This is a genomic window from Pseudomonas sp. UBA6562 (assembly GCF_002434265.1).
Taxonomy (GTDB): domain Bacteria; phylum Pseudomonadota; class Gammaproteobacteria; order Pseudomonadales; family Pseudomonadaceae; genus Aquipseudomonas.
This window is the reverse complement of the sequence record NZ_DJJS01000007.1, coordinates 244014-263729: the sequence shown is the minus strand read 5'-3', so window position 1 is coordinate 263729 and position 19716 is coordinate 244014. Positions and strand designations below refer to the sequence as shown.

At 68.3% G+C, this 19716-nt stretch carries 17 protein-coding genes; all 17 read left to right on the top strand.

Going from position 1 to position 19716, the window contains the following annotated elements; all coding sequences use genetic code 11:
* Positions 1–82 precede the first annotated feature (82 nt).
* Positions 83–1435, top strand: coding sequence for a UDP-glucose dehydrogenase family protein (locus B4M43_RS13415; RefSeq protein WP_296267843.1), 1353 nt, complete (start codon positions 83–85; stop codon positions 1433–1435).
* A complete protein-coding gene (locus B4M43_RS13410) occupies positions 1432–2526 on the top strand; it encodes an NAD-dependent epimerase (RefSeq protein WP_296267841.1) in 1095 nt (364 codons plus the stop codon). Before B4M43_RS13415 ends, B4M43_RS13410 begins: the two co-directional genes overlap by 4 nt.
* Positions 2523–3269, top strand: a complete 747-nt coding sequence (locus B4M43_RS13405; protein ID WP_296267839.1) for a sugar transferase — start codon at positions 2523–2525, stop codon at positions 3267–3269. Before B4M43_RS13410 ends, B4M43_RS13405 begins: the two co-directional genes overlap by 4 nt.
* A gap of 1 nt (position 3270) precedes the next feature.
* Positions 3271–3918, top strand: coding sequence for a CpsD/CapB family tyrosine-protein kinase (locus tag B4M43_RS13400; protein WP_296267837.1), 648 nt, complete (start codon positions 3271–3273; stop codon positions 3916–3918).
* 21 nt (positions 3919–3939) lie between these two features.
* Entirely contained in the window at positions 3940–4956 is a 1017-nt protein-coding gene (locus B4M43_RS13395) for a polysaccharide biosynthesis/export family protein (RefSeq protein ID WP_296267835.1), read from the top strand.
* An 18-nt stretch (positions 4957–4974) separates the two neighbouring features.
* Positions 4975–6573: a GumC family protein gene (locus B4M43_RS13390; protein WP_296267833.1), complete on the top strand. Its 1599-nt coding sequence runs from the start codon at positions 4975–4977 to the stop codon at positions 6571–6573.
* On the top strand, positions 6570–7658 hold the full coding sequence (locus tag B4M43_RS13385; RefSeq protein WP_296267831.1) for a glycosyltransferase family 4 protein: 1089 nt from the start codon (positions 6570–6572) through the stop codon (positions 7656–7658). The genes B4M43_RS13390 and B4M43_RS13385 overlap by 4 nt, the downstream gene beginning before the upstream one ends.
* Complete coding sequence (locus B4M43_RS13380) at positions 7655–9022, top strand: O-antigen ligase family protein (RefSeq protein ID WP_296267829.1); 1368 nt, start codon at positions 7655–7657, stop codon at positions 9020–9022. The genes B4M43_RS13385 and B4M43_RS13380 overlap by 4 nt, the downstream gene beginning before the upstream one ends.
* Complete coding sequence (locus tag B4M43_RS13375) at positions 9019–9984, top strand: glycosyltransferase family 2 protein (protein ID WP_296267827.1); 966 nt, start codon at positions 9019–9021, stop codon at positions 9982–9984. Before B4M43_RS13380 ends, B4M43_RS13375 begins: the two co-directional genes overlap by 4 nt.
* Positions 9977–11113 (top strand): glycosyltransferase, encoded by a 1137-nt coding sequence (locus B4M43_RS13370; protein WP_296267825.1) that lies wholly within the window; start codon positions 9977–9979, stop codon positions 11111–11113. The genes B4M43_RS13375 and B4M43_RS13370 overlap by 8 nt, the downstream gene beginning before the upstream one ends.
* A gap of 9 nt (positions 11114–11122) precedes the next feature.
* Positions 11123–12133, top strand: a complete 1011-nt coding sequence (locus B4M43_RS13365; RefSeq protein WP_296267823.1) for a polysaccharide deacetylase family protein — start codon at positions 11123–11125, stop codon at positions 12131–12133.
* Positions 12130–13434: a lipopolysaccharide biosynthesis protein gene (locus B4M43_RS13360; RefSeq protein ID WP_296267820.1), complete on the top strand. Its 1305-nt coding sequence runs from the start codon at positions 12130–12132 to the stop codon at positions 13432–13434. The genes B4M43_RS13365 and B4M43_RS13360 overlap by 4 nt, the downstream gene beginning before the upstream one ends.
* Positions 13431–15362 (top strand): hypothetical protein, encoded by a 1932-nt coding sequence (locus B4M43_RS13355; RefSeq protein WP_296267818.1) that lies wholly within the window; start codon positions 13431–13433, stop codon positions 15360–15362. Before B4M43_RS13360 ends, B4M43_RS13355 begins: the two co-directional genes overlap by 4 nt.
* A 28-nt stretch (positions 15363–15390) precedes the next feature.
* A complete protein-coding gene (locus tag B4M43_RS13350; protein ID WP_349681647.1) occupies positions 15391–16077 on the top strand; it encodes an N-acetyltransferase in 687 nt (228 codons plus the stop codon).
* Positions 16078–16080: 3 nt separating this feature from the next.
* Positions 16081–17211 (top strand): GNAT family N-acetyltransferase, encoded by a 1131-nt coding sequence (locus B4M43_RS13345; RefSeq protein ID WP_296267817.1) that lies wholly within the window; start codon positions 16081–16083, stop codon positions 17209–17211.
* A gap of 202 nt (positions 17212–17413) precedes the next feature.
* Positions 17414–18484 carry an enoyl-CoA hydratase/isomerase family protein gene (locus B4M43_RS13340; RefSeq protein ID WP_296267815.1) on the top strand — a complete coding sequence of 357 codons (1071 nt, stop codon included), beginning with the start codon at positions 17414–17416 and terminating at the stop codon, positions 18482–18484.
* Positions 18485–18497: 13 nt separating this feature from the next.
* Positions 18498–19649, top strand: a complete 1152-nt coding sequence (locus B4M43_RS13335) for an acyl-CoA dehydrogenase family protein (protein WP_296267813.1) — start codon at positions 18498–18500, stop codon at positions 19647–19649.
* Positions 19650–19716: the final 67 nt, after the last annotated feature.

Below are 19716 nucleotides of genomic sequence, written 5' to 3'. Positions count from 1 at the left end.
CTTTGACGCATTTTCTCCACGCTGCGCTATACCCCTCTCACATCGTTTCACCACCCTCACTCACCCCTTGAGGCGCGCCGGCATGGATGTAAGCGTTTTTGGTACTGGTTATGTGGGCCTGATCCAGGCCGTGGCGTTGGCCGACGTAGGTCATCGCGTGCTGTGCGTGGATGTCGATGCGCACAAGATCGAACAGCTGCGCCACGGCGTACCGCCCATCAGCGAGCCGGGGCTGTCGGATCTGCTGGACGACAACCTGCGCGCCGGGCGCCTGTCGTTCAGCACCCAGGCCAGCGACGCGGTGGCCCATGCCGAGCTGCTGTTCATCGCCGTCGGCACCCCACCCGACGAAGACGGCTCGGCCGACCTCAGCCACGTGCTCGACGTGACCCGGCAGATCGCGGCCCTGATGCAGGCCGACCGCACGCTGATCATCAAGTCCACCGTACCGGTGGGCACCGCCGACCAGGTACGCGCGCTGGCACTGGAAGAGTTGCAGCGCCTGGGCAAGGAGGCGCTGCGCGTCAGCGTGGTCTCCAACCCCGAGTTCCTCAAGGAAGGCAGCGCGCTGGCCGACTGCATGCGCCCGGACCGGATCGTGGTGGGCAGCGACGACCCGCAGGTCGGCGAACGGCTCGGCGAGCTGTACGCGCCGTTCAGCCGCAGCCGCGAAAAGCTCATGTTCATGGACAACCGCAGCGCCGAGCTGACCAAGTACGCCGCCAACGCCATGCTCGCCACCCGCATCAGCTTCATGAACGAGCTGGCCAACCTCAGCGAATGCCTGGGCGCCGACATCGAAGCGGTGCGCCGCGGCATCGGTGCCGACCCGCGCATCGGCTACCACTTCATCTACCCTGGCTGCGGTTTCGGCGGCTCGTGCTTCCCCAAGGACATCCGCGCGCTGCTGCACAGCGCGCATGCCAATGGCATGCCTCTGCACCTGTTGCAAAGCGTCAGCGACGTCAACGACCAGCAGCGCCGCCTGCTCTTCGCCAAGCTCACCCAGCAGCTCGGCCGACCGCTCGAGGGCGCGTCGATCGCCGTGTGGGGCCTGGCCTTCAAGCCCAACACCGACGACATGCGCGAAGCGCCCAGCCGCTACCTGATCGAGGCCCTGTGGGCCGAGGGCGCCAGCGTGCGCGCCTACGACCCCCAGGCCATGGACGAATGCCGACGGCTGTACGGCTATCGCCAGGACCTGCACCTGTGCGCGACCCGCGACGACACCTTGCAGGACGCCGATGCCCTGGTGATCTGCACCGAATGGAAGCACTTCCGCGTGGTCGACTTCGCCCTGCTCGCCAGCAAACTGCGCGCACGCCTGATCGTCGACGGGCGCAACCTCTACGATCCGGCGCAGGTGGCCGGCCACGGCCTGCGCTACAGCGGCATTGGCCTGCGCCACGTGCCAGCCCGGGCGAACGCGTCATGAAAGTGCTGGTGACCGGCGTGGCCGGTTTCATCGGTGCCCATACCTGCCTGCGGCTGTTGACCGACGGGCACGACGTACACGGCATCGACAACTTCAACGACTACTACGACCCGGCCCTCAAGCACGCCCGCGTGCAATGGGTGCGCCGCGACGCCAGCAGCAAGGTGGTCAACGGCGAGTCCATCGGCCGGCTGACCCTCGACAGCCTAAACCTTGCCGACCGCGACGGCATGGCCAGCCTGTTCGCCAGCCAGCGCCCGGACGTAGTGATCCACCTGGCGGCCCAGGCCGGTGTGCGTTATTCGCTGCAAAATCCGCACGCCTACCTCGACAGCAACTTGGCGGGCTTTCTCAACGTCCTCGAAGGCTGCCGACGGGTGCCGGTCAAGCACTTGCTGTACGCCTCGTCCAGCTCGGTCTACGGGGCCAACCAGCGCACCCCCTACCGGGTGCAGGACGGCGTCGACCACCCGCTGTCGTTGTACGCCGCCACCAAGAAAGCCAACGAAGCCATGGCCCATAGCTACAGCCACCTGTACGGCGTGCCCTGCAGCGGCCTGCGCTTTTTCACCGTGTACGGCCCCTGGGGCCGCCCGGACATGTCGCCGATGCTGTTCGCCCGCGCCATCAGCGAAGGCCGGCCGATCCAACTGTTCAACGAAGGCCGCCACGAGCGCGACTTCACCTACATCGACGACATCGTCGAAAGCCTGGTGCAGCTGATGCCCAAGCCCCCGCAAGCCAATCCTAACTGGAACGCCCATGCGGCCGACCCCGCCAGCAGCCACGCGCCGTGGCGGCTGTACAACATCGGTGGGCAGCGTCCGGTGCAATTGCTCGACTACGTAGCGCTGCTGGAAAAGCACCTGCAGTGCACGGCGCACATCGAGCTCCTGCCGCTGCAGCCGGGCGATGTGTTGAGCACCTGCGCCGATGCCAGCGACCTGGCCCACGTCACCGGTTTCACCCCGCAGATTTCCCTGGACCAAGGGCTGGGACGCTTCGTCGCCTGGTTCAAGAGCCATTACTCGCACAGCCCGTCGCCGCACAGCCCTGCGCGCGAGCAGGCGGATCGACGGAGAGTGTCATGACCGACCTATCGAGCGACATCGCCGCGGCGTCTCTGGGGCAAGACAAGCGCCTGGACCCCGAACACCGCCAGCGCATCGACGCGGCGATCCACAAGCAGGGCCGCGGCTGGCTGCGTGGGCGCCCGGGCGGGCGGCCCTGGACGTTGTCGCGCACCAACCGGGTGTGGTCGTGCCTGGCCGCGGCCCTGCTGTTGGCCGTGCTGGCGCCACTGCTGCTGGTGCTGGCGGTGCTGGTCAAGCGCTCCAGCGCAGGCCCGGTGTTCTTCGTGCAACGCCGCACCGGCTACCGCGGACGCAGCTTCGGCATGTTCAAGTTCCGCACCATGGTCGCCGACGCCGAAGCCTTGAAGGAATCGCTGCGCCACCTCAACAAGCACGGCGCCGATTCCATCGACTTCAAGCTCGACCAGGACCCGCGCATCACCTCGGTGGGCGGCTGGCTGCGGCGCAGCAGCCTGGACGAGCTGCCCAACCTGATCAACGTGGTGCTGGGCGATATGCGCCTGGTCGGCCCCCGGCCCACGTCGTTCGGCGCCCAGCGCTACCACGCCAGCCACCTCGCGCGGCTGTCGGTATACCCCGGGATGACCGGCCTCTGGCAGATCTCCGGGCGCAGCGACATCGACTTCGACCAGCGCGTCGCGCTCGACCTGCACTACATCAACCAACAGAGCCTGATGCTGGACCTGAAGATCCTGCTCAAGACTCCCTTCATCGTCTTCACTGGCCACGGAGCACATTGAGATGGACGGTTCCACATCGCGCAGCCTGAGCATCGCCACCCCCAGCGAAACCAACCTGGCCGCCACGGTGCTCGACCTCGGTCAGCGCACCCTGCTGCTGACCGCTGCCAACACCGGCAGCGGCACCAGCACCAGCGCCCTGGCCCTGGCCAGCCAACTGGCGCTGATGAGCGCGGGCGAGGTGCTGCTGGTCGACAGCAGCCCGAACGGCAACAACCTAAGCCACCAATTGGGCGCCGGCAAACTGCGCGGCTTCAGCGACCTGCTGTTCGACCCCGACGCCCCGCCGCTCGTGCAGGAAAGCCTGCTGCACCTGCCCGACCAGCCATTCGACCTGCTACCGGCGGGCACCTACCGCCGCGGCCGCCAGCGTCTGGACCCCGAGCGGCTGCGCGCGCTCCTGGCCCAGCTCGGCCAGCGCTACCGGTTCGTGGTGGTCGACGGCCAGGCGGTGTACGCCAGTGCCGACAGCCTGGTGCTCGGCAGCCTGGTCGATGGCGTGATCCTGGTGGTCACCGCCGAGCAGACCCGCCTGGAAGTGGCCCAGGCCACCGTGCAGCGCCTGGTCCAGGCCGGCGCCACGGTGATCGGCAGCGTGTTCAACAAGCGCAAGTACTACATGCCCAAGTGGCTGTACGACCATCTCTAGGCCCGCACCCAGGAGTTCGCCATGAATTATCCAACGCTTGTCCTGTGCCTGCTGACCCTTGCCGGGTGCGCCAGCCAGCAACCCCGGCAGATGCCGGTGCAGATCCTCACCGCCGCCCCGGCCAACGCCCAGGACAGCGAACTGCCGCGCCGCGAGCAGGTGCTGCGTCCGCAGGACGTGCTCGACGTGATCTTCCACGTCAGCACCACAGGCGCCGGCGCCTACCGCATCCAGCCCGGCGACAACGTCAGCCTGAGTTACCTTTCGGCCGCCTCGCTCAACGGCAACCAGCTGGTGCTGCCCGACGGCAGCATCGAGCTGCCGCGTGCCAACACCTCGGTCAACATCGCCGGGCAGACGGCCGAGCAAGCCCGCCGCACCATCCAGCAGGCCTACCGCAACAAGAGCCTGTTCCAGCCCAACCGCGACCAACTGTCGGTGCAGGTGCTCAGTGCCAACAGCAGCGAGCAGAACCTCAAGAGCACGCTCAACCATCCGGCCACGGGCCTGAGCCGCGAGATCACCGTGGGCACCGACGGCCAGGCGAGCTTTCCGGAGATCGGTGCGGTGGCGCTGCAAGGCATGACCGTCTCGCAGTTGCAGGCCTACCTGAACAAGCGCTACGCCGACCTGCCGGGGCGCATGAGCGTCGATGTGATGCTCAAGTCCACCGCCGCCAACGAGATCTTCGTGCTCGGCGAGGTGGCGCAACCGGGCGCCTATCCGATTCGCCGGCCGATCTCGGTGCTCGAGGCCCTGACCCTGGCCCGCGGCCCCAACCTCAAGGCCCGGCTCGACTCGGTGATGATCCTGCGCCGCACCGGCAACCAGGTGCAGGCCATGCCCTACGACATCGACAAGGCCCTGGACGCCAGCGCCGCGCAGGTGGCCTACCTGCAACCCGACGACATGCTCTACGTGCCCAAGACCAAGCTCGCCAGCGCCGGCGACCTGGCCCGGCAGCTGGCCGATGTGGTGCTGTTCCAGGGCGTGGGGTTCAGCTTCGGCTACCGCGTCGACAACAAGAACGAAGACTGACCAACCAGGGGCATGGACATGAACCGCAAAGAAAACTATGTGCATGAATGCTTGCGGGTGCTGTTCGCCAACCGGCGCACGGTCAAGCGGGTGTTCCTGGGCTTCGCCGTGGTGGCGCTGTTGCTGCCACTGGTGCTCAAGCAGACGTTCGAAATCAACGCCGAAGTCATCGTGCAGTCGAAGAAACTCTCGCAAAGCGACGGCAACAGCGCGTTGTTGCAAGAGAGCGACAAGTTCGTGCCGCCGACCCTGTCGGACATGGAGACCGAAAGCACCATCCTGCGCTCGCCGGCGCTGATCCGCGAGACCATCGCCCAGTTGCGCGCCGAGGGCCGCTATGACGTGCCGCCGACCTTGCTGCAACGCTTCGTGCTGACGCCGCTGCGCGTGGGCGTGGTCAACCCGTTGCGCGAGCGCCTGGTCAACCCGCTGCGGACCTGGATGGGCCTGGAGGTCGACCCGGTGCGCGACACCGAGCTGGACAACCTCACCGAGGACGCCATCAAGTACCTCACGGTCGAGACCCTGCCCGGCTCCAACGTGGTGTCGGTGAGCTACGCCACCCCCGACCCGCAACTGGGCACCCTGCTGGTCCAGCGCCTGCTCGACAACTACCTGCGCAACCGCCAGGACCTGCAATCGAACGAGCTGCCGGAAACCTTCTACGAGCAGAAGAAGCTGCACTACCAAACGCGCATCAGCGACCTGGAGCAGAGGCGTCTGGCGATGCTGCAGGGCATCGGCTCGTCCGACCCGCGCGAAGAGATCACCTTCCGCTTGAATGCCATCAACACCGAGGAGCAGGCGCTCAACCAGTACCGCGACCGCCTGTTGCAGGGCAGCCAGTGGCTGGCCTACCTCAAGACCAGCCTGGCCGCCGCGCGCAACGCCAACGTGCGCGACTACGCCTTCCCCTTCACCTTCACCACCACCAACGACAATGAAAACGTGGCCTTCGAGGACCGCGAGGTGCGCCAGCTGGGCCAGCAGTTGAGCAACCAGTTGCTGGCCTACAACAACGACCTGTCGGTGTTCCAGCCCGGCAGCGAGCAGATGCTGGTGCAACGCGAGCAGATCGCCAAGTCGCGCCAGCAGTTCCTCAAGGTGGTGGCCAACCGCATCCAGGAGCGGGAAAAGGACCTGGCCGTAGTGCAGGGGGTGATCGAGCAGAAGACCCAGCGCATCGCCGACTACAAAGCGCGGGTGCATCAGTTGCAGCAGACCCAGAGCCAGTCGCGCCAGCTCGACACCGAGATCGACGCGCTGCACAAGGCCTTCTTCACCTACACCCAGCGCTTCGAGGAAGCCCGCGGCGAACGCCAGCTCAGTGCCGAGCAGTCCAACGCGCGCATCCTCAGCGCACCGTACGAACCGACCGAGCCGGCCTTCCCGCGGCCGGGCCTGATCATTCCGTTCGGCCTGCTGACCGGGCTGCTGCTGGCCGTGGCGCTGGTGTACCTGCGCGAGTTCTTCGACCGCCGCTTCAAGCACCCGGCGCAGATCACCCAGCAACTCGACCTGCCGGTGCTGCTGGTGCTCAACGACCACGCCCCGGTATTGGGCAACCCGCATCGGCGCTGGTCGTTGCCGCGCCTGGCCCATTGGGTGCGCAATTGAACGGCACCGGCGCTCCCGCACGCCCGGTGCTGCACCTGTTGGGCAGCGGCGGCTTCTATGGCGCCGAGCGCATGCTGCTGGACCACTGCCTGAACACGCCGGGGCGGCACCAGGTGCTGTTCCTCGGGGCGCCGGAACCGCTGCTCGCGCGCTTCCGCGCTGCCGGCGTGGCCTGCGCCAACCGTCCGAGGTTGCTCGCGGCATTGGCGTTCGTCGGCCAGCTTCGCGGGCAGCGGCCGCTGCTCAACAGCCACAATTTCCGCGGCCTGCTGACGGCCTGGCTGGCGGCGATGCTGTGGCGCCTGGCGCTGGTCAGTACCCAGCACGGGTTCACCCCGAGCAGCCGCAAACAGCGGCTGTACACCTGGCTGTCCATGCGGCTGTGCCGTACGGCTGCGGTCGGCCAGGTGGTCTGCGTGGCGGGCAGCATCGCCCGCCTGCTGCAAGCGGCCGGCGTGGCGGCGGGCAAGTTGGCGGTCATTCCCAACGGGCTGCCCGAAGCCACAGTTAGCGCCGTGCGGGCGCGCAGCGGCGCGGGCTGGCAGGTGGGCTACGTCGGCCGCCTGAGCCTGGAGAAAGGCCCCGACCTGTTTCTCGACGCCCTGATCCCGCTGTGCCGGCGCCGGCCCAAGTTGTGCGCAGTGATGATCGGCGACGGCCCGCAGCGGGCGACCTTGCAGGCGCGCATCGACGCCTCGGGTTTGGGCGCACGCATCCGCCTGGTCGGCTTTCAGGCCGACATGGCGCCCTGGATGGGCCGTCTGGACGCGCTGGTGATCAGCTCGCGGACCGAGGGCACGCCGATGGTCCTGCTCGAAGCGATGCAGCAACGGGTGCCGGTGGTGGCCTTCGCCGTGGGCGGCATACCCGATGTGATCGAGCATGGCGTGAGTGGCCTGTTGGCCCCGCCGCTGGCGGTGGCGCAACTGGTCGAGCACCTCGAAGCCCTGCTGCTGGACCCGGCCCAGGCCGCCGAACTGAGCGCCCGCGCCTGGCAACGCCAGCGCCAGCACCACCATTTGCCGAGCCTGGCCCAGCATTGGGCGCGGGTGTACCGGCACGCATCCCTGGAGGCCTGCCCATGATCCTGCCGCTGTCGCTGATCGGCCTGTTGGCGCTGCTCAGCTTGGGCCTGCTGGCCAGCCCCTGGCCGTACCTGGCGCCGGGCACGGTGCTGGGCCTGGCAGGCCTCTTGGCGCTGTACCGCAAACCGGCCTGGGGCCTGCTGGCGATCGTCGCCCTCGTGCCGTTCGAAGGGCTGTTCAAGGACAGCGAGTTGACCGGCGCCAAGCTGATCGGCGCGTCCCTGGCGCTGGTGCTGGTGGTGCAGCTGCTGCTCGGCCAGCTGCCGGCCGAACGCCTGCGCAGCAACCAATGGCGCCTGCTGCTGCCGTTTCTCGGGTTCTACCTGCTGAGCCTGCTGCTGAGCGACAATGTCGGCCTGTCGCTCGGCCACCTGCGCACCATGGCGGTAGGCTTCGTATTGTTCGCCATCACCCTGCTGGTCGGCCGCGACCTCCACCTGGGCATGTTGTGCAAGGTGGTCAGCCTCAGCGTGGCGGTCACCTGCGCGATGGCGGTGCTCTCGGCCAGGTTCCAGGAACAGGGCCGCGCCCGTGGCCTGCTGGACGACGCCAACGTGTTCGCCCTGCTGATCGCCGTGGCCGTGCCGCTGGCGTTGTGGGCCCTGCTGCACAGCCGCGGCTGGCTGCAACGGCTGCTGTGGCTGGGCTGCCTGGCGCTGCTGTTGGCCGGCATGACCAAGACCGACTCGCGCTCGGGGCTGGTGGTGCTGCTGAGCAGCCTGGCGATCGCCCTGGTGCACTACCGCGCCTGGCTGGCGCACATCCGCCCGCGCCATCTGGGCTTCGTCGTGCTGGGGCTGGCCCTGCTGCTGCCCGCGGCGGCGGCGTTGCTGCCGGCCAGCTACGTGCAGCGCATCGAGTCGCTGGTGCTGCTCGGCGCAGGCGCCAGCGGCAACCGCGACGAATCCCTGGGCCGCCGCGCCTCGTACATCGTGGTCGGTGGCGAGATGATCCGCAGCGACCCGCTGCTCGGCGCCGGGCCCGGCACCTTTCCCCTGCACTACGCCACCACGGGCTTCGCCAACGGCTTCGCGCCCAACGCCAAGGCGAGCAACCTCTACCGCCAGGCGCACAACACCTACCTGGAGCTGTTCAGCGAAACCGGCATCCCGGCCGGGCTGCTGTTCTGCGCCATGATCGTCCTGGCCTGGCACAACCTGTGGCGGGCCCGTCGGCTATGGCTGGAGGCCGGGCAGCGGCAACGCGCCGACCTGCTGACCCACCTGAGCATGAGCATGCTCGCCCTCGGGCTGTTCCTGCTGTTTCTCAGTGCGCCGAACCATAAATACCTGTGGATCATGCTGGCGCTGTCCAGCGTGCTGCGCAGCGAAGCCGAACACGCCTGCAAGGAGCGCAGCGCATGAACCGTATCAGCATCGTCATTCCCATGTTCGACGAGGCGCGGCATATCGCCCGCACCCTGGCCGCCGCCCGCGAGGCGGCCAACCAGGCGGGGCTGGCCTGTGAGCTGGTCGTGGTCGACAACGGCTCGCGCGACCAAGGCCCGGCCCTGGCCCACGCCTTGGGCGCCCGGGTGCTGGCGCTGCCGGGTCTGAGCATCGGCGCGCTGCGCAACCACGGCGCGGCCAACAGCCAGGGCGAGTGGCTGGCGTTTCTCGACGCCGACGTGGAAGTGCCGGCGCACTGGCTGGTACAGCTCTTGAACCTGCACCACGAGCAGCGCGGCGACGTCTTCGCCCTGGCCTGCGACACGCCGTCGACGGCCCCCTGGTATGCCCAGGCCTGGCAGCGCCGCACCTGGCGCAGCGGCGCGGCGCACGCGCGGGTGCACTGGCTGACCACGCAGAACCTGTTGATGCCGCGCTGCTGGTTCGAGCGGGTCGGCGGTTTCGACGAACGCTTGAGCACCGGCGAAGACAAGGACTTCACCTGGCGCCTGACCCAGGCCGGCGCGCGCTTGACCAGCGTGCGTGCGCCGGCCGTGCTGCACTGGGGCTTCGAGGGCCGCTGGGGCGAATGGCTAGGCAAAGAGCTATGGCGCCAGGGCGGGCATTTGCAGTTGCTGCGCCAGCATGCGCCGAGCCTGCGCCTGTGGCGCTTTCCGCTGCTGGCGCTGGCTGCCGGTGCCTGCGACCTCGCGGCGCTGCTGGCGTTGCTGGCCGGCCACCCAGCGCTGACCCTGGCGCTGCTGGCCGTCGGCGCGCTACCGGCTGCAGCGCTCGGCATCCGCCAGAGCCTGCGCCAGCGCGACCTGCTGTTCACCCTGCAATTGTGCGGCCTGCACTGGCTGCGCCTGCGCGTGGCCGCCAGCGCCGTGCTGCTGAGCCTGTGCAACCGCTACCCAAGGAGGCCCGCCCGTGGCTGAAGCGATCTTCTGGACCTGCCTGGCCTTGCCCGCCTTCGCCTGGCTGGGCTATCCCTTATTGCTGGTGCTGGTCGGGCCGTTCTGCCGACGCCCAGTGCTGCCGGCGCCTATCCCCCTGCACGTCAGCGTGGTGATCGCCGCGCACAACGAGGCGCGGCACATAAAAGCCAAGCTGCGCAACCTGCTGGCGCAGCGCGTGGAGCTCGCCAGCCTGCAAGTGGTGGTGGCCAGCGACGGCTGCAGCGACGGCACGGTGGCCTTGGCCAGCAGCCTCGACGACCCGCGCATCCTGGTGCTCGACCTGCCTCGGCAAGGCAAGAACGACACCCTCAACACGGCGGTGGCGCACTGCCACGGCGAGGTGCTGGTGTTCACCGACGCCGACGTGCAGTGGCTCGACGGCACCTTCGCCGCGCTCCTGGCGCCCTTCGCCGACCCGCAGGTGGGCGCCACGGGCGGCAACATGGTCATCCCGCTGAGCGGCAAGGGCCTGAGCTACGGCGAGGCGTTGTACCGCCGCCAGGAAGCCTGGCTGCGCCGTCTCGAACAGCGCGCCGGCTGCTGCGTGTCGGCCGATGGCGCCTTGCAGGCCCTGCGACGCGCGCTGTACCAACCGATCCCAGCGCGGGTCAACGACGATTTCTTCATCAGCACCTGCGCGCCGGTGGCAGGCATGCAGGTGGCCTATGTGGACCAAGCGCGCGCCGTCGACTACGGCACCGAAGGCGCCGGACGCCAGTTCAGCCGCCGTCAGCGCGTCACCGTCGGCGGGCTGATCAGCCTCAAGGCCCGCCGCCGACTGCTCGACCCTTTCCGACACGGCCTGTACGCCGTCGCCCTGATCAGCCACAAGCTGATCCGGCGCCTGGCGCCGGTGCTGTTGCTGCCGTTGCTGCTGAGCAACCTGCTGCTGCTCGACGCCGGCAGCTTCTACCGCCTGGCGCTGCTCGCCCAGGTGCTGGCCTACGCCGTAGCCCTGGCTGGGCTGCTCGACCGAGGCCAGCGCCTGCCCAGACCTTTCCGCCTGGCCGCCTTCGTGCTGGTTACGGCGGCGGGCATGAGCCTGGGCCTGTGGCACTTCCTGCGTGGACGCAGCTACGCCCAATGGGCGCCCGACCAGACCCGCTGAGGACTCGCCATGCCGATCAAGACCCACCTCAAACGCGCCAGCGGTTGGCTGTACCTGAACTCCCCGGCGGGCCGCCTGCAACTGCGTGGCGGCGGGGTGATCCTGATGCTGCACCGGGTGCTGGCCGACGACGCCAGCGCCGAGCTGCCGCACCGCAACGAGCTGTGCCTCGGGCCGCAGGCCTTCGACCGGCTGTTGCGCTGGCTGCGCCAGCACTTCGACTGCGTGCCGCTGATGAGCCTGCTCGACCCTGTGCAACCGCCGCCGGCCGGACAGCGCCCGCGGGTCGCGCTGACCTTCGACGACGGCTGGCGCGACAATGCCCTGCATGCCTTTCCACTGTTGAATCAGCATCGGGTGCCGGCGAGCATTTTCCTGTCCACCGACTACATCGGCAGCCGCCAGCGCTTCTGGTGGGAGAGCCTGGGCGAAACGCTGTGGGGCAGCCACGGTCAGGCACCCTGCATGGCCTTGCGCAAGCGCTTGGGCGAGCAAGGCTGCCCGGTCCCCGCGGCGGTATTCGCCGCGCCTACGCAGGCGCTGCGCAGCCAGGCCGTGGCGGATTATCTGCAAAGCCTCAAGGCGCTGCCGTCCCCGGTACTGCACCAGCTCACCGACACCTGCCCGGCCGAATCGCTGCCGCAGGCACTGGACTGGCCGCAGGTGCGCCAGCTGGAGGCGTCGGGGCTGGTCAGCTTCGGCCCCCATGGCGCCAGCCATGCGTTGCTACCCGAGTTGGACGATGCCAGCCTCGACGCGGAACTGGCGCGCAGCCGTGCGGCGCTGCGACAAGGCTGCGCGCATCCGCTGCCGGTGTACTGCTACCCCAACGGCGACCACGACGCACGGGTGCGTCAGCGCCTGGCAGCGCACGACTATGCGTTCGCCCTAAGCACCCGCCAGGCGATCCACCAGGCCAAGGACGACCCTTTAGCGCTGCCGCGCATCGGCGTCAGCCAACGCAGCGCACGCCACCCCTCGCTGCTGGCGTGGCGCATGTGCCTGGGAGCGCGTCGATGAAGGGCAAGGGTTATCTACGCCACTTGGTGCTGAGCCTGGGCACCAACCTTGCCATGCTGGTGCTGCGCCTGGCGCGCAACATTCTCCTGGCACGCATCCTCGGCCCCAGCGAGCGTGGCCTGTTCGCCCTGCTCAACACCCTGCCCGACCTGATCGCCGCGCTCGGCTGCGGCGGCCTGAACACCGCCCTGGGCTACCAAGCGGCCAAGCAACGCAGCATGGGCCTGCTGCTGACCCAGGCGCTGCTGTTCGGCTGCTTGCTGGCGACCTTGCTGACCTTGCTCTGCATCGTCCTGGCGCAAGCGCTGGGCGACCGACTGGAAGCCACCGAGCAACTCGGGCTGCTGGTTTGGCTGTTGCTGCTGGCGGTACCGCTGTCGGTGCTCAAGACCGCCCTGTTGACCCTGCACAACGCTTCCGGCGCCACCGGCACCTACAACGCCCTGCGCCTGCTCGAATCGCTGATGCCGTTGCTGCTGTTCGGCGGTTTGCTGTGGTGGTGGCGCGACGCCGCTCTGGAAGCGGCGGTGCTCAGTTGGCTCGGTGGTTTGGGCCTGTTCGTCGCGCTTGGCCTGTATTGGCTGGGGCGTGCCCATCCCATCGGCCTGCGCTGGGACCGCAGCGGCCAACGCGAGCTGCTGGCCTACAGTGCCAAGAGCCATCCCGACGTGCTGTTTCGCCAGACCATGCAGCGCGGCGACTTCCTGTTGATCGGCGCATTGCTCGGCAGCGCCCCGCTGGGGCTGTACGCCATGGCCACTGCGGCGGCCGAACTGCTGTTCATCGTCCCCGAAGCGGTCACCACACCGCTGATGAAACGCCTGCTGCGCCAGGAAACCGAGATGGGCCGGCTGACCCCGCTGGCCCTGCGCCTGACCTGCACCAGCATGCTGCTGGCCTGCCTGGGCATGGCGCTGGTCGGCGAATGGTTGATCGTCACCTTGTTCGGCAGCGCCTACCAGCCGGCCTACCCTGCGCTGCTCGGCCTGCTGCCGGGGCTGCTCGGCGTCAGCCATGTGAGCATCCTGCGCCTCGACCTGCTGGGCAAGAACCGCCCAGGGGCGGTGTCGTGGATCATGGGCATCGGCGCTGCGCTGAATCTGGCGTTGAACCTGCTGCTGATTCCGGCTCTGGGGATTCTCGGCGCGGCGTTGGCCTCGTCGGTGGCTTATCTGGCCGTGGCGGTGATGATGCTGGCGCTGTATTGCCGGCTCAGCGGCGTCTCGCCGTGGCGCACGCTGATCGTGCTGCCCAGCGACTTCGCGCCCTTGCGGCGGATGCTGCAACGGAGCCCGGCATGAGCCCGCGCGCATTGTTGGCCTTGGCCGTCCTCATCCTGGCCGGGCCAGGCCAGGCCGAGCCGCTGACCTGGAGCGACCTGCGCGACGGCAGCCTGTACCTGCAACCGTCTGGCAACGACACCCTGGACATCGACTGGCGCCCGGCTTGGCAGGCCGATGCCGCCGAGGAATACCTCTACCTGCTCGACGGCCACGGACACCTGCAAGGCGAGCGCCACATCGAGCGCACGCAAACCTCCGGCGAGCAGCGCTGGCCGCTGGCCGCCAGCGAGCACGCCTATCAGTTGGAAGTACCGGGCTACAGCTTCCGGCGCTATCGCGTCACGCTCAATGCGAGCACCCGCGCCCAGTTCGCGCCGGCCAAGGTGCACTTCAGCGTGCAGGCCCCCGCCAACACCGTGCTGTATTTCCGCGTCGAGGCCGGCGAACACGCAAGCCTGGCCGGCAAGTTCCACGGCGGGGTACGGGCCTTGCGCGTCGAACGGCTGGACGACGGGCAGGGTCAGGAACTGCCGCTCAAACCCTACCGCGCCTACTGGCAATTCGACCGCCTGGCCCTGCCCGTGGCCAAGCAAGCGCGCACTTACCGCTTACGCCTGATCGGCCGCGGCAAGGCGGCGTTCTGGCTGGACGGCAGCGCCAACCTGTTCGCCCAGCGCGCCGACCACCTCGGCCCGCTGGCCCTGGCCGACGGCCAGGTGGCGTTGCGCGTGGGCCGCAAGGTACTCGGGCGCAGCGCGAGTCTGGGCGTGAACGTGCCCTACCAGTTGCCGCCCGAGGCCAGCTATCCCGCCATCGACGTCGTGCAACCGCAGGCGACCGGTTGGTACAGCTTCGTCGACGTGCTGCGCCGCCAGCCCGGCTACGAGCGCCCGATGCGCCGTTTTTACCTGGACCGCTACCCCATCGCCCAAGACATCACCCTGCTGGCCGGCAGCGGGCGGCGCGCCGTACTCGATCCGGATCGCGACACTCGCGAGGGGCTCGACGCCTGGCTCGCCACCAGCGTCGAACTGGGCGGCAAAGCGCTGCACTATGTGGCCTTCGCCGACGAACCGAACCTCAACTACCCCGACTACGCCCGCTACGCCCGTGACTTCGAAACCCTGGCCGCACAAGTACGGCGCTATCCCGGTGCGCGCGAGGCCGGGGTGCGCATCGCCATGCCGGCCAGCTCCAACCTGGTCAACGGCCCGCTGCACGACGACAGCGCCGCGCGCATCGGCCTGGACTGGGCGCGCCGTCTGCTGGCCAGTCATGGCGAGCAGATCGACGCGCTGGCCTGGCACCAGTGGATGGTGCGCGATCTGCTGGCCACGCGGATCTACCGCACCCACGTGCGTCAGGCTGCCGAGCTGGTCGGTCTGGACGCCCAAGGCCGGCCGCGCAAGGCCCTGCTGCTCGACCAGACCAACATTTCCAGCGGCTCGAACCTCAGTCCCTATGAGCAGAACACCGATTTCGCCGGCCTGTGGTGGGCGTCGGTGGCCATCAACGCCTCGGCCGACGGCCTGCTGGACATGCTCAACTGGTTCCACCTGGGCGACGAGGCTGCCTGGCCCAAGGGCATGGTCGCAGTCGACGAAGGCCGTGGCCGCTTCACTGCAAAGCCCGTGGCCCTGGCGCACCAATTCATGCAGCGGCACTGGTTGCCGCACGTGCTGGCGTTGGACAACGACGGCTTCGAAGTGGACGCCCTGGCCATGGCCGACGGCGATCGGCGCAGCCTGTTCGGCGTCAACAAGGCCGGCCGTACTCAGCACCTGCGCGTCGACGGCCTGGGCAAGGCTTGCCACGGCGCCACCTTGCAGCTGTTCGGCCCCAACCAGCAGCCGCGCGACGCGCCTTTCATCTGCACGGACGGGCAAGCGCGGCTCGCCCTCGCCGGGCGCACGCTGTTCGCGCTGACCTGGATCAATCGTCGCTGACCCGACCCCACCCCGCCCTGGAGGCACCATGATCTCTGCATTGAGCACCCTTGAGCAGTACGTCCGGCGCAAAGGCCTGCGCGGCGCCGTCAATGGCATCGTGCGGCGCTTCGTCTATCGCCACGAGCAACTGCTGTGGATGGAACGCGACCTGGTGACGCCCGTGCCCCCGCACAGCACCAAGGCTGCGCCGGCCTTGCACATGCAGCGCATCACGGTGCACAACGCACCGGCCTTCGCCCGGCACTTCGGCGACCGCGTGCAGACCATGCGCGAACTGGCCGCCGAGGGCCATGTGGGGCTGATGTGGCTGGACGAGGACGGCGACGCCTGCGCCTTCGTCTGGGGCAGCACCCGCGACTACCACGACCGCCACCACTTCGGCTGCTGGTTCCCGGTAGGACCTGGCGAGTTCTTCCAGTTCGGCGGCGAGTCGATACGCCGTTACTGGGGCACGCCGATTTCCACCGAGGCGCAGCTGTGCCTGTGGCAGGTGATGCGCGCCCAGGGCTGCGTGAAAGTGGTCGACGTGTGCGCGCTGCACAATGTCCCGGCGTTGCGCCTGCACTTGCGCATGGGCTACCACGAGCAAGGGCGCATCCAACACGTGTACCACCTGTTCGGCTACAAGTTTTACCGGCAGAGCCGTTATCAAGGCTCGCGCCTGGACGGGTTGCGCAAGGCCGTGGTCACGCCGCCGGCGAAGGCGGCCTGAGCCATGACCGTGGAACTGCGCTGGTACCACTCGCTGAGCGAGGCGAATTTTCCTGCCATCCAATACGAGGCGCTGCGCCAGCGCGTGGCCGGCAGCACCCCGTTCAACCACCTGGGCTGGCTGCGCGCCGCCGCCCAAGCGCTGGGTCCGGGCCAGGAACTGGCGGTGCTGCTGGGCTACGCGGAGGGCGAGCTACGCCTGTGCCTGCCGCTGGTACGCAGCCGCGAGGCGTTCGGCCTGCTGCGCGTGGCGGTGGTACGCCACCTGGGCTACCCGCTGAGCGACCGCATCGCGCTGCTGATCGAGTTGCCGGTGCAAGCCGCCGGCCAGGTGCTGCGCTGCATTCGTCGGCGCCTGCCGCACGCGCTGCTGCAACTGAGCGAAGTGTCCTCGGCGACCGCCGACGAGCCCTGGCTGACCTGTTGGACCCGTCACAGCTCGGCCTTCGAACGGCGCCTGAGCTGCCGCGTGCCGGTGCACCGCATCAGCGCCGCCGACCGCCAGGAAGTCAGCGGCGACCCGCGCTACAAACTGCGCCGGGCGCGCAAGCGCATCGCTGCCTGCGGCGCAGTGGAGCGCCGCGTGCTGGCCGATGCAGCGAACATCGGCGTGCTGCTCGACGCGGTCAGTGCGGTGGAAGATGCCAGTTGGAAAGGCGACGACTCGGTGGGCATCTTTTCCGGCGCACAGCGCCGGCAGTGGATGTACCAGGCCTTCACCGCGCTGGCCGAGCAGGGCCAGGTCTGTGCGGTGCTGTTGGAACTGGACGGACGCTGCATCAGCTATCGCCTAGGCTTGCTCGAAGGCGGGCGCTTCTATGACTACAACCTGGCCTTCCTGCCCGAGCACCGCGACCTGGGCAGTGGCCGGGTGTTGCTCGAAGCGCTGATCCACTGGGGGTTGGACGAAGGCTGGGCGTGGATCGATGCTTCGCGAGTGAGCCTGGACAATTCCAGCCATCAACTGCATGAGCGGCAGACCGGGTTCATCGAGCACTGGCGCTTGAGCTGTTTCAGCTGGCGGCCGAGCGGGGTTGCATTGGGCGTCGCCGTGCGCGGTTGGCAGTGGCTCAAGCTGCGGATCCGTGAGCGCAGGCTTGCGCCCACGACTCTACCGATCCGTACAGGGCCTTAGGGTAAATCAATAGGTCATCTACCCGCCGTCGCTGTCACAAGCACGACGCGCACGCACTCGCAGGAAGAGCCTAGCCAAGGCAAAAATGCAGCACTGCGCTGCAGATTTGCCGATTGTCCGGGCCTTTTGCCCATGCCAGCATCGGCCGACCCCGCGTAGCGCAGCGCTTCCTGGACAACGACAACCCCGCAAGGAGATCGCGATGACCGCACAGGCCCCAACCCCACCCGCCACCCAGGTGCTGGCGAGCGTCCGCAACCGCATCGGCCACCTCACCCTGAACCGCCCCGAAGGTCTCAACGCGCTGACCCTGGAAATGGTGCGCAGCCTGCAGCGCCAGCTCGACGCCTGGCGCCATGACAATCAGGTACTGGCCGTGGTGCTGCGTGGCGAAGGCCCCAAGGGCTTCTGCGCCGGCGGCGACATCCGCTCGCTGTACGACAGCTATAAGGCCGGCAGCACCTTGCACAAGGTGTTCTTCGAAGAGGAATATGCGCTCGACCTGTGCCTGCACCGCTATCCCAAGCCCTTGATGGTGCTGATGGACGGCTTCACCCTCGGTGGCGGCATGGGCCTGGCGCAGGCCTGCGACCTGCGCGTCGTCACCGAACGCAGCCGTTTGGGCATGCCCGAAGTGGGCATCGGTTACTTCCCCGATGTGGGCGGCAGCTATTTCCTTTCGCGCCTGCCCGGCCAGTTGGGCGTGTACCTGGGCGTCACCGGCAACCAGATCCAGGCGGCCGACGCCCTGTACTGCGGGCTGGCCGACTGGTACCTGCCCAGCGCCGCCCTGGCCGAGCTGGACGCCGGCCTGGACCGTGTGCAATTCGGCAGCTACCCACTCAAGGACCTGCAAGGGCTACTCGCCAAACTCGGCCAGCAGCGTCTGGAAGAGGCACCGCTGGCGGCCCTGCGGCCGGCGATCGACCACTACTTCGCGCAGGCCAATGTGCCGGCGTTCATCGAACAACTGCGCGCCGTGAACCTCGGTGACAGCCATGCCTGGGCGCTGGCCACCGCCGATCTGCTGGAAACCCGCTCGCCCCTGGCCATGGCGGTGACCTTGGAACTAGTGCGCCGCGGCCGCGAACTGACCCTGGAGCAGTGCTTCGCCCAGGAGCTGCACGTCGACCGGCAGTGGTTCGAGCACGGCGACATCATCGAGGGCGTGCGTGCTTTGCTGATCGACAAGGACAAACAACCGCGCTGGAAGCCGCCAACCCCCGCAGCCGTATCCGACGCCCAGGTGGCGCGATTCTTCGAAGGCCTTTGACCCGGAGCTCCGCATGCACGACATCGAACTGAACGAAGAGCAGGTGATGATCCGCGACATGGCGCGCGATTTCGCCCGCAACGAGATCGCCCCGCATGCCCAGGCCTGGGAAAAGGCCGCCTGGATCGACGACGGCGTGGTGCGCCAGATGGGCGAGCTGGGCCTGCTCGGCATGGTGGTGCCCGACACCCAAGGCGGCAGCTACACCGACTACGTCGCCTACGCCCTGGCGGTGGAGGAAATCTCCGTGGCCGACGGCGCCACCGGCGCCCTGATGAGCATCCACAACTCGGTGGGCTGCGGCCCGCTGCTGGCCCATGGCAACGCCGAGCAGCAAGCCACCTGGCTGGCGCGCCTGGCGAGCGGCGAGGTCATCGGCTGCTTCTGCCTGACCGAGCCCCAGGCTGGCTCCGAAGCGCATAACCTGCGCACCCGGGCCGAGCGCGTGGGTGACGAGTGGGTGCTCAACGGCGCCAAACAGTTCGTCAGCAACGGGCGTCGGGCGGGCCTGGCCATCGTCTTTGCCGTGACCGACCCGGCGCTGGGCAAGAAAGGCCTGTCGGCCTTTCTGGTACCTACAGACACGCCCGGCTTCCATGTCGAGCGCAGCGAACACAAGATGGGCATCCGCGCCAGCGACACCTGCGCAGTCAGCCTGAACGACTGCCGCATCCCGGCCGCGAACCTGCTCGGCGAGCGCGGCAAAGGCCTGGCCATCGCCCTTTCCAACCTCGAAGGCGGGCGCATCGGCATCGCCGCCCAGGCCCTGGGCATCGCCAGGGCGGCGTTCGAGGCGGCGCTGGGCTACGCCCGCGAGCGGGTGCAGTTCGGCAAGCCGATCGCCGAGCACCAGAGCATCGCCAACCTGCTGGCCGACATGCAGGTGCAGGTCAACGCCGCGCGCCTGTTGATCCTCCACGCCGCACGCCTGCGCAGCGCCGGCAGGCCTTGTTTGTCCGAGGCCTCGCAAGCCAAGCTGTTCGCTTCGGAAATGGCCGAGCGCGTGTGCTCGATGGCGATCCAGGTGCATGGCGGCTATGGCTATCTGGAGGACTACCCGGTCGAGCGCTATTACCGCGATGCGCGCATCACGCAGATTTATGAAGGGTCGAGCGAGATCCAGCGGCTGCTGATTGCGCGGGAGTTGAAGCATTACGCGCTGTGACGCGTCGGCATGGACTGGCTGAGCGAGGGGCCCGGCCGCCCTAAGCGAACCCCATAGAAGAACGCCC